Source organism: Cyclobacterium xiamenense, assembly GCF_900109255.1.
Taxonomy (GTDB): Bacteria; Bacteroidota; Bacteroidia; order Cytophagales; family Cyclobacteriaceae; genus Cyclobacterium; species Cyclobacterium xiamenense.
On sequence record NZ_FNZH01000001.1, the window covers coordinates 492,238 to 508,895 of the forward strand.

Here is a 16,658-nt window from a genome sequence, read left to right on the forward strand (position 1 = left end):
AGGAGTCAATCGATTGCCTGTTCCCGAATTGATTGCTCCTCCCTTGCTGGATTTTAGGGTATCGCAAATTGACCTCTAGAATAAACCCAGAACGGCTACTACCGTTTGAACCGTGCTGTCTAATAGACCTCTAGCAGCAGTTCTGCCTCACCGACTTTTCCTTTTTCGGAAATACCTTCTGCTACCACCCGGTACAAACTACTTCTGTCCGCTGTATAGAATCGCAGGGTAGCGGTACCGTTTTCGTCGGTTTTGACCGTTGGATTCCAGTAGATGGTGCTACGCAGGTCGGAAACTGTCGGCTGGGAATTCTCTCCATACCTGGGGGAATAAAACTGTCTTGTTTTGCTGAAACCGCCGACCCGTTGAACGATGATGTGATCGCCTGTTTCCGGTTCTTGCATCTCTGTTGGTCCTCTATGGGTGAAGAGAGCGATCACTCCACCGCCGCCTCTGCCACCGTAGATGGCAGTGTTGCCCGGACTTTTCAGGATTTCTACCCGGCTGATATCAAATTGACTGATGCTCTGCAGCATGCTTTCATCCACCGGCACGCCGTCCAATAGGTAGAGGGGAGTTCCTTGTCCCCGTATGACGGCCCGGAATTGGTTTGGACCGGAACGCAGCACTTGTAATCCTGCGACCCTTCCCTGCAAAGCTTCAAGGATGTTTCCGGATGGGGAAACCGGCAATTGGCCGGACTCAAGCACCACATCCGCATCGCGGTGTAGGGTAAATGGCCTGGAAATCTCCGCCCGACCTTCTACAACTACCTCTTCCAGCAGAACTTCACCCAAATCAAGACCGCCGATTTCGTTTTCCATGCCCTGAAACAGGGGCATGCCTGGTGCCCGTTTTTGCCGGTTTAGTTGTTCCGCGGAGGGGCCCAGGTAATCGGACCGAATCTGGGGAATAAAGGGCTTCTGATCAATGGTGACGTTTACATTGCGGGTTCTCCCGCGTGCGTCGTTTCCCTGTATCAATACATCAATGGAATCCCTGAAATAGAAACCTTCGAACACAAAATTCCCCTTTTCATCGGTTTCGGTAGTTAAAAAAGTCTGGTACTTATCCTTAAGGAATAGCACAGCGTCCCCGTTTTCGATGGCGTTCCCGTTGTCGGTTGCCAGATTTCCGCTAATTCGAATATCCAGCTCGGGAGCGTGGGAAATGGCAGGAAAATCATTTTCCACGATCTCTTTCCAGGTAAACTTTCGCCAACCCTGCGTCATCATTAGTAGGTCCAGGGCTGCCCGACGGTTTTGCTTGCTGGCGTCAAAATAGTACCCGGGGGATTCGATTTGCCCGCGTAGGTCGGAGGAGAGCAGCAGGTAGGATTCGATGTTTGTGGCATGGGCGTCCTTGCCGGCCAATTGGTCGTCGGTGACGGCTAGCGAAAACTCGGCTTCGACGGGATTGCCCTGCTGATCACGTGCCTCAATTTCAAGCAGTACCTCCTCACGGCTTTCAAACTGTTCTTGGTTGGCACGAATCCGTACATTTAGTTGGTCCTCATGGTGGACAAATACCAGCCGTTCAGCCAGCGGTTCCCCGGTAGCTTTTGCCAGTGTAAGGCGTACGATGCCCGTGGGAAAAGCCGACTTGGGAATTTCCAGGATTTTTTTTTCGTATGGGGACAGGTGAAACTCCCGGGAGTAGTGCAGGTGTTCCCGGGCGATCCCAGTAAGCAAGACGTTTTCACCGCCGGGCTTATTGGTGGAGGTGGTAATGGTTATCAGTTCTCCCTCGGATTGAATGCCCATTCCGTACCCCAGTCCGGCAACATCCGGAAGGAGGTATTCCTGTGAAACGCCGTTTTCAAACTCAACGTGGGCAACATAGGTTTTCGAACTGTCGGGAGTCAAGGTAAAATACCCCATTCCGGCATGACTTGTCCGGATATCACCTAGTGTTGATCCGGAATCATCGTATACCGCACCCGTTACGGGTAACCCTAGCCCATTGCCTCCGGTAGCTTTAAAGGCAACTTTTCCGGAAATTCCGTGAACCATTTCTCCTCCCTCAGGAAAGAACTGAAAATCCGGACTACCAGGGTCTCCTGCATCAGGGGAGGCAGCCGATGCATCGGGCGACCAGATGTACAGGTCTTTTTTGAAAAAATTTTCCTCGCCAAAGTTTTTCATCCAATTGGTGTACGCAACCAGGGTGTATTTGCCTTCCGGCAAGTCGGCGGGAATCGACAAATCTCCCGGTATACCCCCCGCTGCCGCATCCAACCGGAGTTTTTTTACCAACCCGTTGTTTTCGTCGAGCAAGTCGACGTAGAGGATGTTACTTTTGGTACCGGGCGTTAAATCCGAGGCATGTACCAGGTACCCTTTGAGCCAAATGATCTCTCCTGCCATGTAATAAGATTTATCCAGGTGCAGGTAAACCTTTTCGGGAGCGTAGTTGATTCTCCAAACCGAGAGGTTGGTTTCAATTTTTTCCAGAATAGGGTTGGTAAGAAATATCCACGCCGATAGAGCCAAAAAAACAAAAATGCATATGACTACTGTCTTTAGGAGGTTCATTGGTCTCGAAATTTTGGTGATGAAATCCGCTATTAGGTGCAAGCCGGGTAAGGCCAGCAAGCATTATACTTCGAAATGCAACCAAACCTACTTCAATTATTGGGCCATAGGTACTCATTTTTTCGTATATCATTCACCGGCTGCTACTTCCGGCCCGTTCCGAAAGCGTCTTTCTAATGCTCCGCTCAGTTTTCGCTATTTTGGTGAATCTTTCTGAAAAGATCTCCAAATATTTTGTCCCGATTCAGGTAGGTGGCTACCCGGTACAGGTGGCGGGTATTATCGATGCTGTAGGTAAGTTGGTCGGTAAGCAGGGGGCTGCTTCGGATTTCTGTTGTAAACCAGTCGGGATTAATCACATACGCGATGGCAGAAATATCCCAAATCACCTTTGACCAACCAAAGGGATCTCCTTTATGGTAGTCCTTGAAAATTTCAACCAGGTAGTCCCCAATTTCTCCTCTTCCCTGCAGATAGGTTTCCATTTCGGCCACCGTAGTTAGCAAGTGCGAGGTCACCGGCTGGGTTGGTAATTGGATAAGCGGTACTCCCGAGTCAAAAAGCACCTGTGAGGCGATCGGATCCTGCATCAGGTTAAATTCAGTTGCCGTGCGCCAGTTTAGCCCTTTGCCTCCCAGCCACACTACCACGATTTTGTGGAGGATGTCCGGCGCCAACAGAATGGCTGATGCCACGTTCGTGGGAGCACCCAGGGTAAGGACGTACAGCGGTCCATCCGAGTTTCTGGCCCGCTGTATCAGGTCGCTTGCAGCAGGGCTTTCCAGGGGTTTATCCAGGCTAGCCAGGAAGTTTTCCGATCCGCTATAGACAAAACCGTCTTGCGTGCGATCCAATTTATCCAGCAACCGCTCAATTTCTTCCAGACTTTTTTCCATCCCGTCCTTTGGACTTTCCGAACGATTATTCAGGTAGGGGGCGGCATAAATGGCACGAACATCCAGGTGCTCCGGCGATAGCAGGGCATATACCACCGCAAATTGATCGTCGATTTCATTGTAGGTATCTGTGTCGATGACCACCTGTACCCTTCCGGTCGGGGCTTGCAATCGGTCCAGCCTAAACTGATCGGTAAGATCGGGGTATTTTTGGGAATATACGGTCGTAATCGATAACCAGAGAATCAGACCTAAAATGAGCGTGTTTTTCGGCGACTGGGTTTGCATAACGAAGTGGTTCATGGCGACTCAGGAAAATGAATTACAGTAGTGAGATACGGATTTTCAGTAGGCAAAAGGTAACCACAACCGGACTAATTTCCAACTATTTCTTAGGTTGCTTGCTTTGCTGCCACGGTAGTGATCATTTGTCAAGCTGGCGGGAAGAAACCTGGTTTTTGCCAGTCGATTCTCTACATTGTGCGCCAACAAATAAAGCGGATGCGGGTATTCCGCTACCTTACAACATAGCGGACCCATTGATTTTTTATTTTACTGGTATATTTTAGTATATTCCATTTCCCAAAATACTACGACGATGAATTCCTTGCTTAGAGATGGTTTGTTTTTTTCGTTATTGCTGGTTTCCACCGAAGTTTTTTCGCAGACCGATTCGGTACCCCTAAAATCTGTTCCTTACGGCACGTCTGCCCCGCCTCCGGAATGGGCCCTGTTGCAGCGGCACTTAATGGATGCCCTGTACCCGGCGGCGATGGAATTTGTAGATAAATACACCCTTCCGGACGGCAGATTAAAGTGGCGAACGGAATGGCCGGGAATGGATGGATCGGATGATGGCTACGAGAGTTTTTACAATTTTCCCTTGTATTACGCACTAGGCGGGCCGGAGGAAATAGACGCCCTTTCAAGAAAACTTTGGGAAGGAGTAACCCGGCAATTCACCGAGTACGGGCAAATTGTCGACGAATTTGACGCGGGATACGACTGGATGCATCACGGAGAAGCGTACACGAATTTTTATTTTTTCGGATTGGCAGATCCCACCGACAAAAAGATGCGGGAACGCGCCTTGAAATTTGCTGCCTTGTATTTTGATGACGGTACAGATAGCTCCAACTTCGACAGTTCGCTGAAGATTATTCGCTCGCCACTTAATGGCAGCCTGGGACCCAGAATGGTAAATACGGCAGAGGATTGGGTTACGCACCGACCGATCCTATCCAATTATCCGCTTCCATATGACGATATACCCACTGTCAGCTCCGGAAAAGCATGGAATGACGACGAAAAATTTGCCTTGATCCTGGACGCGCTAAACGAACGGATGATGAAAGGAGACGTCCCCCTCAATTTGGCGGCTACCAGTTTGATGCTGAATGCCTTTATGTACACGGGAGATGAACGGTACAAAACCTGGGTGCTGGACTACGTCAGCGCCTGGATGGGGCGGGTGGAAGAAAATGGAGGCATCATCCCCGATAATGTAGGCCTGTCCGGACAGATCGGTGAGCACATGAATGGCAATTGGTGGGGAGGATATTACGGCTGGAAATGGCCGCATGGTGTGCGAAATAAATTGGAAGCGACTACGATCGGAGCGTCTAATGCGTACCTGGTTTCGGGGGATGACCGGTACCTCGCCCTGCCAAATTCAGTAATTGAAGCGATAAGCAAGGAAGGCAGGATCGAAAACGGAAAGAAGTTGTTGCCCCATCGGTACGATCAGCGGGGCTGGTACGATTTCAGGCCTTTACAAGCCATGTACCCCACCCATATTTGGTACATGTCCCGAAAAAAAGAAGATTGGGATCGGGTAATGGAACTGGTGGATCCAAACGAAATGCGGGAACTGAATTACGTGAAAGGCAAAGGCGAGGAACGAAATACCGCTACCTGGATCGGCTATCTTGCAGGAGAGGTACCTACTTATCCGGTGGATATTTTGAATGCTACGTATCGGGAGATGCAGGACCGGTTGGAGCGCATCCGAAAGGACACGACCACCCCGGATCAGCAGGACGTACACCACTGGTTGAACCTCAATCCGGTAATCCTGGAGGGGCTGGTGCAAACCATGCTGGGAGCTCCCAACCATATTTACCACGGGGGACTGTTGCATACGTCGGTTCGATATTTTGACCCGGAAAACAAGCGGTCCGGCATCCCTTCGGATCTGGCGGCACTGGTAGAACAGATTACCGAAGCGGGTGTTTCCCTGACACTGGTCAACCTGCATCCTACCGAAAGCAGAAAGGTAATCGTGCAGGGGGGCATGTTTGGGGAGCATCATATCAAACGAGTAAACCAAATTGAGGTATATCCTTACCAATTCGACACGGTCAACCACCACTTTTTTCAGGCAGAATTGGCGCCAGGAGCCGTAGTGAAATTGGAACTGGAAATGACCCGATTTCAAAATGCTCCCAGCTATGCCTTCCCCTGGCATGGGGACAAGATTCCGGTGACAGAAAAATCGTACGAAGAATGATGGTTTCAAAAAATTGCCTGAGGTTTGGCTGCCTCGCGGGTTTGTTGCTGTTGATCAACTCGCCGGTTTGGGCGCAAGAAGAAGCCGGACTTCATCCGGCAACAGCCCGAGCGGGGCGTGTGTTTAAGATCTACCAGTTTACCCCGGAAACCATGCCCCAAATAGATGGAATTGCCTCGGATTGGGACCGGGTTCCGTCCTCCTATACCTACGGGACCACCGAACTTAACGACACCGAAGACGGGCATGGGACAGATATTGATACCTCTGATATCGATGTGACCGTTACGGTAGGATGGGTGAAGGGCCTGAATCGGCTGTATGTTTTGTACCAGGCTTACGATGATTTTTGGGATTTCGAGCGTTTTAATCCCCAGGGATACCTGAACGATATATTTGAACTGGTGGTGGATGGAGATCTGTCGGGAGGTCCGTTTATTTACAATCCCCTGCTACCAGAGGCCAGGAAATGGGGGGCAAGCCCTGCGCATGTCCAGAACCATTTGGCATTTAGCGGATACCATGCACAAAATTACCACATTTTCACGCCCCCCGTACGCGGAAGCTGGACGCTTATTTGGGGCTCTCAACCCTGGATTGCCACCTTTCCGTATGCCCATCGGGCTTATTCGTACGATTTCACGCAAGGAGAAGCTGGTAAATTGACACTGGAGTTTTGGATTACGCCCTTTGACTATGCACCGGTGGAAGGACCCCAGCAGGCCAAAGCATCCCAGTTAGTCGAAAACAAACTGATTGGCTTGTCCTGGTCGGTATTGGATTTTGACGGGGGTGAACGGGACGGGCATTACAATTTATCCCACGATACCCGAATGGTGTCCGATGCCTCCTATCTCTGTGCATTTCGGCTGATGCCCCTCGAAGGGGATCAGGTACCGGACTTCAAGGCGGACTGGTCCTTTTCCCTGATCGAGAACCGGGAACGGACGGTTGCCTTTCGAGACGAATCCGTAGGCGCTATCGAATCCTGGCATTGGGATTTTGGCAACGGTGATTTTTCGACGGAGCAACACCCACTTTACCAATACCCGGAATCCGGCGTGCACTACAACGTGACCCTGGAAATAACGGGCGCTGGAAAAACGGACAGGAAGACCCGGTTTTGGGAAGTGATGATTCCTTAAAGCTGTTGGACGAAATGATTTACCAGCAAAATGAAATCTACCGTGTCGATCGGTACGCGCATTTAAAAATTTTTCCTAAGTTTATCCCCATGAAGTTAATTCAGGATACAGAAGTACGGTGGGGCGTCCTTGGTGTGGGGGCCGTTTGTGAAAAGAAGAGTGCACCGGCCATGCAAAAGGTACCCGGGTCCCGCCTGGTAGCCGTTATGCGTAGAAACGAAGCGAAGGCAAAAGATTATGCCGAACGGCACGGTGTCCCAAGGTGGTACGGGGATGCGGATGCCTTGATTGGAGATCCGGAAGTGAATGCGATTTACATCGCTACGCCACCGGATGCTCACCTGGAGTTGACAAAGAAAGCGGCGGCCGCCGGAAAGCCGGTCTATGTGGAAAAACCCATGGCCAGAAATTATGCGGAATGTCAAGAGATGATCCGTGTCTGTGAGGAAGCGGGGGTGCCACTATTCGTCGCCTATTACCGAAGGACACTGCCGAATTTTCTGGCGGTAAAACGCCTGGTAGCCGAAGGACAGATAGGGGATCCCCGCTACGTGAGCATCACCATCAACCAATCCAGGCATCCCGATTTGAAGGAAGATACGGCGGCGAACTGGCGAATCAACCCCGAGGTAGCGGGAGGGGGATACTTTTTCGACCTGGGTTCCCATCAATTAGACTACCTGGATTACCTGTTCGGTCCGATAGAAACGGTACACGGAATCGCTGAAAATCAGGCGGGCCACTACCCTGCAGAAGACATTGTTTTTGCTACGTTCAAGTTCCAAAACGGAGTTTTGGGTACCGGAAACTGGTGTTTTTCCACCGGAGAGTCTTCTAAGAAAGACGAAATAAAAATTATTGGGAGTTCGGGTGAAATATCGTTCCCTTGTTTTTGGGGTACTTCGGTGCGTCTGCAAAAGGACGGGGAAGCAGCAAAGGAGTTGACATTTGATATGCCGGAAAATATTCAGTACTTTCTAATTGAATCCATCGTCGGTCAACTCCTGGGTAGGGGGAATACCTGTCCGAGCACGGGAGCGACGGCAGCCCGCACCAACTGGGTAATGGAAGAAATGACCAAACAGTATTATAGTAAATAAGCGGTAGATTAACATGACTCAAAAAAGACCACTAGGATTTGGAATTATTGGGACCGGTGCCATTGCAGGGATGCATGCAGCGGCAATCAATGCATGCGAGGATAGTCAACTACTGGCGGTATGCAGCTCCAGTCCGGAGCGAGCGAAAGAAGCGGCGGAAAAATTCAAGGTGCCCGCCGATGCAGACTGGCAGGCATTTTTATCCCGGGAGGGCCTTGACGTGGTGTGCATTTGTACCCATAGTGGCAACCACCTGGAGCCTGCCATAGCAGCGGCAAGAGCGGGCAAGCATATTTTGCTGGAGAAGCCGATTGAGGTTAGTTTGGAGCGGGCCGATGCTCTGATTCAGGCGTGCACCGATTCCGGGGTAAAGCTTGGCGTTATTTTTCAAAACCGCCTCAAGCCCGGCTACTTACAATTGAAAGAGGCCGTGCGATCGGGAAAACTTGGAAAACTATTAATGGGGACAGCCGCCATCAATTGGTACAGAGATCCCACCTATTACAGCAGCAGTAGTTGGAAAGGAACGAAAGAAGGAGACGGTGGCGCGGCCTTGATCAACCAGGGGGTACATACCATTGATCTGTTGTTGGACATCATGGGAGATGCCGAGACCGTGTACGGGCAGGTGCGCACCATGGTACATGCGATAGAAGGAGAAGATACTGCCACGGCCATCCTTAATTTTAAAAATGGCGCATTGGGTACCATCACCGGCGGTACCTCTTTGTATCCGGGAAATCCGGAGCGACTGGAAATTTATGGAGAAAATGGCACGATTATCCTGGAAGGCGGTAAAATTGTGGTTTACGCAATCAAAGGGCAAGAGTCGGTTCCTGTGCCTCAATCGGAAATTGGAGGAAGTGGCGCATCGGACCCCATGGCCATCGATTACAAGCTTCATCAGGGCCAGGTGAGCGATATGGTGGAAGCGATTCGAAACGACCGGTCTCCTTTGGTAAGCGGGGAAGATGCCCGAAGGTCATTGGCGCTGATTTTAGGGATCTATCGTTCGTCTCAGGAGAACAAAAAGGTGCGTTTAACCTAGGCTTATCATCGCTTTCGCCTACGTTCCGAAAAGGATATTACTCTTTTTTAATTTTTTATGGAATCAAAAAAACAGCAACTGGTTGAGGAGGTTTTGGCAACCTATGGGGTATTAAACAGCGACCCAGAAGAGGAATTCGATACGATTTCTCAGGTGGCCAGTGTATTATTCGGTGCACCAATCGCGTTGATCACGGTATTATCGGAAAGGAAACAGTTTTTGAAGTCCCGAATAGGACTGGAGGGAAAAGAGATACCCATTGACGTTTCTTTTTGCCGCATTGCAATGGATGCATCGGAAGAGATTTTGCTCGTGGAAGATGCGCGAAAAGACGCCCGTTTCAAGTATAATCCGTTGGTTACTGGGGAACCCAATATCGTTTTTTATGCAGGGGTACCGATTTTTACACCGGAAGGCTATCCCATGGGCGCACTATGCGTGATTGATCAGAAGCCTAGGCGGCCTGAGTCGGAAAAGCTAAGCGCATTAAAGGTCCTGGGTACGCAGGTTACCCGGATTTTAGAATTGAGAAAAAGCCACCAAAAACTCAGCATTGTCAAAGTAAACCTGGAAACAGAAACCCGGCGGCTGAATAATATATTGGAGGCTACCCAGGTAGGGACCTGGGAGTGGGACATGGTTGCAGATAAGGTGATCATCAATGCGCGCTATGCCGAAATGGCCGGGTACAGCCTGGAGGAATTGAGTCCATTTACCATGGATACCTGGTATGCACTGATTCATCCCGAAGACCGGTCGATCTCGGATAAGATTCTTGAGGAGTGCTTTGCCAAAAAAAGGGATTATTATAGCGTAGAATGCAGGCTTGTTCATAAGAAGGGGCATTTTATCTGGATTAATGATCGCGGCAAGGTGACCAAATGGTCGGCAGTTGGAAAGCCCTTGATGATGTCGGGCACCCATACCGATATCTCGGAACGAAAAAAGAGAGAAATTCAGTTTCAGTCCATATCGGATAACATTCCAGGAGTAGTGTACCGCTACCGCAGGTTCGTTGATGGCAGAGATGCGCTGGAAATGGTGAGCAACGGGGCCTCCCGGTTGTGGGGAATTTCCGCCGAAATGGCCATGAAAGATAACCAGTTGATATGGGACAGATACCATCCGGAGGATATCGAAAAGCATTTGGAAACAATTCGCCGGTCGGAAGAAAATCTTAGTTTTTGGATACATGAATGGCGCTACCTTCACCCAGACGGAAGACTTCGCTGGCACAAGGGCACCGGTAACCCGACGAAACATAAAGATGGAAGTGTGGTTTGGGATGCGGTGATACTGGACATCACCCAGCGGAAGGAAGCGGAATTTCGGCTTGAAAAAACCCTGGACTCTCTCAGGGAGAGGGTCAAAGAGCAGGAGTGCCTGTACCGGATTACCCAGTTGAGGCATCCGAAGGGGGACCTCGATTCCCTACTCAAGCAAGCTGTGGCCATTGTCCCATCCGGCCTGAAATACCCGGAAAGCGCTATTGCTTCCTTGAGTTACGGCAATATACACCATTTCAGCTCCCCTTGTGACGGGTTTTCCACAAACCTAACCGCTACTTACGAAACGGTACAGGGCAAAAATCTGACCTTAAACGTTGGTTATCCATACAGTTTTCAAGGCAAAAAATCATATCCCATTCTCCAGGAGGAAGTTAGGATGTTGGATACCCTTGTCGCGCACCTTGGTTCTACGATTGATCAAATTGCGGGAGAGGCGGCATTAAGTGCTTCAAAGGATCGGATCAATACACTCATTCAGACCATAAATGGGATATTTTGGGAGGCAGATGCCCAAACGAATACCGTGCTATTTCTGAGTCCGCAGGTAACGTCCATTCTGGGGTACACCGTATCGGAGTGGTTGCAAGTCCCCGAGTTTTGGGAGAGTCTGCTCCATCCGGAAGATAGCGAGGGCGTTTTGTCCGAAACCTCGGAGAAAATTGAAGCTGGAAAAGATTATACCGTCGAATACCGCCTACGTGCCAAAGACGGGCGTTGGATCTGGATACAGGACATGGTACAGGTCGAACGGGAAGGGGACAGGGTGGTGTCACTACGAGGCTTAATGGTAGATATCACCGAACGAAAAACGGTCGAAGAAGCGCTGGAACAAAGTGAAAAACGGTTCAAGGCACTGGTTCAGGGTGGATCGGATTTGACGGCAATTCTTTCCAATGATGGTCGGTACGTGTATGTCAGTCCCAACTACCCCGACTATCTGGGCTATGCAGAGGGGGAGTTGTTAGGAAACGAGCCGGCAGACTATTTTCACCCCGACGATAAGGAGCGGGTATTTGCTGATTTTGTTGATTTATCGGCAAAAAAACGCATAAAATCCAACCCGTATCGGTACAAGCGAAAAGATGGATCCTGGTGTTGGCTGCAGAGCGTGGCGACGGACTTACTGGACGACGAGGCGGTACGGGGCATAGTCGTCAATAGCGTCGAAATAACGGACTTGATTGAGGTACAGGAACGCTTGGAACGAAGTGAAGCCCGCTACAGGGGCTTTTATGAATCCCAGACCAATTATGTCATCCGTACGGATCTAGATGGCAACCTCACGTATGCCAATCCAAAATTCATTGAAGACTACGGCTGGTTATATCCGGAGGAATCTCCGTTAGAGAATAGCTACAGGTCATTTGTTTTAGGACAGGACCGGGAGAAAGTAGGGCAATCGATGGCCGGATGCATGGCCTTGCCAGAAGAGGTGCAGAAAGTGGAAATTGAAAACCCCAAGAAGGGAGGTGGTACGCTCCATACCTTATGGGAATTGATCTGTTTGCCGGATGCAAAGGGGCAACCCGGAGAAATGCAGTGGATAGGCGTCGATATTTCGTACCGTATTTCCATGGAAAATGCCCTTAAGAAAAGTAATGAACGCTTTGAGTTGATTATGCAAACCGGTTCGGAAAGCATTTGGGATTACAATCCAGCCACTGGCGAGCTGTTTTTGGGAGATGGTTTCCGAAAAAATTTCGGGTTCGAAGTAGGTTCACTTTCCCAAAACAATGCGATGATTAACCGGCAAATTCACCCGGATGACCTGGAGGCCTACCTCAGTGAAATTCATAAAATTTTACGCGAAGGGTCGGATATGCCTTGGGACTTCCGATACCGCCTGAAAAAATCCGATGGTAACTACGCCTATGTTCACGATAAGGCCATTGTCCTTCGTGGAGTGGACGGTAAACCTTACCGGGCGGTAGGGGCGATGAGGGACATCACCATGGAACATTATTACGGCAGCATGGAGACCATTGATATTGGGATTATGGAGACCAGTATGGATGCGTTTTCCCAACCAAAACCCCTGATAGCAAATTACCTAAAGCAAGTCGAAGACTTATTTCCGGGGATGAAAGCTTCCTTGCTTTGGATTTCCGGAAATCGCCTGTATAATTTTGCTTCGCCCTCCCTGCCGGATGAATACCTGGAAAGGATGGAAGGGCTGGAACTAGCTACGAAGAGTAATTCCTGGAACACCTTGGCCAATCTCAAAAAGAAAGTGGTGGTACCGGACTTGATGTCCGACGAAAAATGGGTGGATTACATGCCTCTTTTCAAAAAACATGGAATTAGAGCTTGTTCCTCCCAACCCATAGTTAATTCGGAGGGAAAGCTGGTGGCCTCCCTGTTATTTTATTTTGGAAAACGGGGGAACCCGGGAGAGTGGGGCTACTTTGCGATGGATCGTTGCCAGCGATTGATTTCCCTGTTACTCACCAAATACGAATTTTTGGAGGGACTCAGAAAGAGTAACGAACGGTATACCTATCTGAATATGGCGACGAACGACGCCATCTATGATTGGGACGTGCAGGCGGATAAATTTCTATGGGGAGAAGGGTTTTACAGGATATTCGGGTTTGAAAAAGGCGAGGAAATAAACCAAATGGCGGATTGGGCCGGCTTTATCCATCCCATTGATGCCGAGGAAAACCAGGTAGATAGAAAAATGTTTTTAGGAAATCCGCGGCAAAACCGATGGCACAAAGAATTTCGTTTTCTCCATCGGAACGGAAGCTTTCGGACGATTGAGGAAATTGGCTACATGATTCGGGACGACAGCGGTAAACCGCAGCGAATGATCGGCGTTTTGCGGGACGTCTCCGAGATCAAGAAGGTTTCTCAACAAAACGAACTGGAGCACGAAGTAGCCAGCTTTTTCAAAAAGGAGGTAAGTCTGCAAGAGACGCTGCGGGGGGTATTGGCTTACCTTACTCGCTACGGCGGATATGCCGGCGCAGAAATATGGCTGGTAGGGATCAATGGGAAACGAATCAATCTGGTACAAGGGTTTTGGAAAAAAGATGCGTTGGCCCGGTTGGCAGGAAAAGGCGGAAGTTTGACGTATGGAACCGGCCTCCCGGGGGAAATTTGGAAGGAGAAAGAAGCCCGTGCTTTTACGGATTCGGAAGTAGATGAGAAGCTACAGCGGAGGGCGCTGCGTAAAAAAGGAAAACTAACAGCAGCCCTCGGCATACCGCTGCTTCAGGGAGAACAGCTGCTTGGTGTCTTGCTTTTTTTTAGTGACCGAAAAAAGCAAGAGCTTTCTGCAGAAAAATCCATTTTTAAGCACCTGGGAGCCTTTCTTGGCGGGGAAATCAAACGAAAGCGGCAGGAGGAGGAGATGCTGTTGTTGTTTGAAAGCGCGCCGGAAGTTCTTGCTATTGCTGCACCGGGCGGTCACTTTGCAAAAGTGAATCCAGCCTTCTGTCGCTTGTTGGGTTATACTGCCGAAGAGTTGACTTCCCAACCCTTTTCGACGTTTATTCATCCGGAGGACCTGAATCCGACGGAAAACGAGTTTGCTGAAACCATTACAGGTGACAGAAAGGCGCGGAACTTCGTCAATCGCTACCGCACCAAATCAGGGGAAGTCCGCTGGATTTCCTGGAACTCCTCTGATGCTTTTGGAGAGGAGGGATTGGTTTTTTCTTACGGGCACGATATCACCGAAATGGTGGAATTGCAAGCGCTGCTGGATAATGCGACACAGCTGTCTCGCGTGGGCAGTTGGGAACTGAATCTGATTGATGAACATTTGTTCCTCTCGAAAATCACCCGGGAGATTTACGAATTGCCTGACGATTATTTCCCTGGCCTCGAGCAAACTCTTGAGTTTTATAGGGAAGATTTTCGGGAATTTGTAAAAGAACTCCTTAGCGAAACCATTCAAACGGGGAAATCCTGGGATTTTCAAGCGCCAATTGTAACCTACACGGGTGAAGAACGATGGATTAGGAGTATTGGACAGGCGGAATTTGCCGAAGGCAAGTGCTTGCGGTTGTTTGGATCGTTTCAGGATATCCATCCGCAAAAATCGAACGAGATTCAGTTGGCAAAAAACAACCGCCTGTTAGAGGTGATCTCGGAGGTAATCGGAAAATTCTTGTTGGTGGACGATTGGCAGCAGGTATTGGAAGAAGTGTTTGAACTCACCGGCAATGCCGTCGGCGTGGATCGGGTGTACCTCTTTCGACACCAGGGATTTAGTAAAAGCGGCGACACCTCAAGCAACCAGCTCACCGAATGGGTAAGAAAGGACGCGTTTTCGCAGGGCGAAGTTTCTGGATTTCAAGTTGAGGCAGCAGACGATTTCGCAGAGCTCCTGCAACCCTTGCAAATGGGGACACTGTTTTCTACCAACACCTGCGATTTGCCTCCAGGCAAACTAAAAGACCGGATGGAAGCGCGGGGGATTGGCGCATCGGTCCTGGTTCCGATCCGCATCAATCGCGAATTTTATGGGGTGTTGGGGATAGATGATTGCAAGGGGCAGCGGCACTGGTCCGAACACGAGTTGTCTTTTCTCCAAACCATTAGCTCTAATCTGGCATCGGCCATCCAACGCAGAAACAGTCAATTGGCACTTCAGGAATCTTTTGAAGAAAAAAACACCATTCTGGAGAGTATTGGGGAAGCATTTTTTGCATTGGATCGAGAACTGAAAATAAGGTACTGGAACCAACGCGCCGAAAATTTGCTCGGTGTAAGTCGGTCAAAAGTTGTCGGGAAGAGACTGTATGAGGTGTTTCCAGAAGTGAACAAGCCGGAATTTCAGGCGAAATACACCGAAGCCCTGGAAAAGCAAAAACCGATTCATTTTGAGGAATATTACCGAGCGCTGGCCATATGGCTGGAAGTGAATGCGTATCCCTCCGGCGAAGGGTTTAGCGTCTTTATAAAAGACGTAACACGGGAGAAAGTAGCCTTCCAAAACGTTCGCCTTTCCAACGAACGTTTTGAGAAAATTGCCGAAGCAACCAACGATGCCATTTGGGATTACGATGTAGACAACGATACTCTTTTTTGGGGGAAAGGGTTTTACACCTTGTTTGGGTATGACCTGGAAACGACCGTTCCCAGCATGCAACTCCTGGTTGAATTAATGCATCCGGACGATCGGGAAAGAGTAGCCAATAAAATTCACCAATTCAAGCAAAGCAAATCCCTAACCAATTGGTTTGAAGAGTATCGGTTTTTGCGGAAAGACGGTTTTTTTGCCTTTGTGATGGATAGAGCGATTTTTATTCGAAATCAGGAGGGGCGCGTTACCCGCGTGGTTGGTGCGATGACCGACATCACCTACAGAAAGGAATACGAGGAATCGTTGGAAGTCATGAACCAGCAGATGGCGTTACATGCCCGTGAGTTGGAACGCTCTAATTTGGAACTGGAACAGTTTGCGTACGTGGCCTCTCATGACCTTCAAGAGCCATTGCGTATGGTTAGTAGTTTTATGGGCTTGTTGGAGCGAAAATACGGACCAGAGCTAGATGAAAAAGCCCATCAATACATTCAGTTTGCCGTGGATGGGGCGAAGCGGATGAAACAAATTATTTTGGATTTGCTGGAGTATTCGCGAATTGGGAAAAGCGAGGACAAACTGAAGCTAATTGCTACCAAGGAAATCGTTGACGAAGTCTGTCTCCTGCAAAAGCGGGCGATTCGTGAAAGTGGCGCAGCGATCCATTACGAAGCACTGCCTTCGGTCATTTCCTTTCGAGCACCCCTTTTACAAGTTTTCCAAAATTTGATCGGAAATGCATTGAAGTACCGTTCGCCTGGTACCTCTCCGATGATTGAGATTTATGCGGAAGTTGCCGAAGAGTTTTGGAAGTTTTCTGTCCGGGATAACGGAATAGGCATCGATCCGATGTATCACGAAAAAATCTTTATTATTTTCAACCGGCTGCACAACAAAGCAGAATACGGGGGTACCGGCATGGGGCTCGCTATCGTAAAAAAAATAATCGATAACCTGGGTGGTGAAATCGGCCTGGAATCGACCCCCGGTAAAGGAAGCACCTTTTACTTTACCTTGCCGCGGGTTTCAGCAACTATCCCGAGCGCACCTTCCCAGAATTAGGGAAAAACAAGGCCGATCTACACAGGGTTCATCGGCGAAG

The 16,658-nt window shown here is 49.4% G+C and carries 7 protein-coding genes; 5 read left to right on the forward strand and 2 right to left on the reverse strand.

Going from position 1 to position 16,658, the window contains the following annotated elements:
- Positions 1–119: 119 nt before the first annotated feature.
- Both BMW71_RS01740 and BMW71_RS01745 read right to left on the reverse strand, forming a co-directional pair.
- Positions 120–2,534, reverse strand: coding sequence for a TonB-dependent receptor plug domain-containing protein (locus BMW71_RS01740; protein ID WP_092168615.1), 2,415 nt, complete (start codon positions 2,532–2,534; stop codon positions 120–122).
- A gap of 185 nt (positions 2,535–2,719) precedes the next feature.
- Positions 2,720–3,733, reverse strand: a complete 1,014-nt coding sequence (locus BMW71_RS01745; protein WP_244891041.1) for a nucleoside hydrolase — start codon at positions 3,731–3,733, stop codon at positions 2,720–2,722.
- 295 nt (positions 3,734–4,028) lie between these two features.
- On the opposite strand from BMW71_RS01745, the gene BMW71_RS01750 reads away from it, so the two are divergent.
- From BMW71_RS01750 to BMW71_RS01770, 5 genes are all read left to right on the forward strand, one after another.
- Positions 4,029–5,939, forward strand: a complete 1,911-nt coding sequence (locus BMW71_RS01750; protein WP_092168621.1) for a DUF8034 domain-containing protein — start codon at positions 4,029–4,031, stop codon at positions 5,937–5,939.
- Positions 5,936–7,084, forward strand: a complete 1,149-nt coding sequence (locus BMW71_RS01755) for a PKD domain-containing protein (RefSeq protein WP_244891042.1) — start codon at positions 5,936–5,938, stop codon at positions 7,082–7,084. The genes BMW71_RS01750 and BMW71_RS01755 overlap by 4 nt, the downstream gene beginning before the upstream one ends.
- Positions 7,085–7,173: 89 nt before the next feature.
- Positions 7,174–8,184, forward strand: a complete 1,011-nt coding sequence (locus BMW71_RS01760) for a Gfo/Idh/MocA family protein (RefSeq protein ID WP_092170152.1) — start codon at positions 7,174–7,176, stop codon at positions 8,182–8,184.
- A 13-nt stretch (positions 8,185–8,197) separates the two neighbouring features.
- Positions 8,198–9,232, forward strand: coding sequence for a Gfo/Idh/MocA family protein (locus tag BMW71_RS01765; RefSeq protein WP_092168624.1), 1,035 nt, complete (start codon positions 8,198–8,200; stop codon positions 9,230–9,232).
- A 57-nt stretch (positions 9,233–9,289) separates the two neighbouring features.
- Positions 9,290–16,618: a PAS domain-containing protein gene (locus BMW71_RS01770; protein ID WP_092168627.1), complete on the forward strand. Its 7,329-nt coding sequence runs from the start codon at positions 9,290–9,292 to the stop codon at positions 16,616–16,618.
- Positions 16,619–16,658 lie beyond the last annotated feature (40 nt).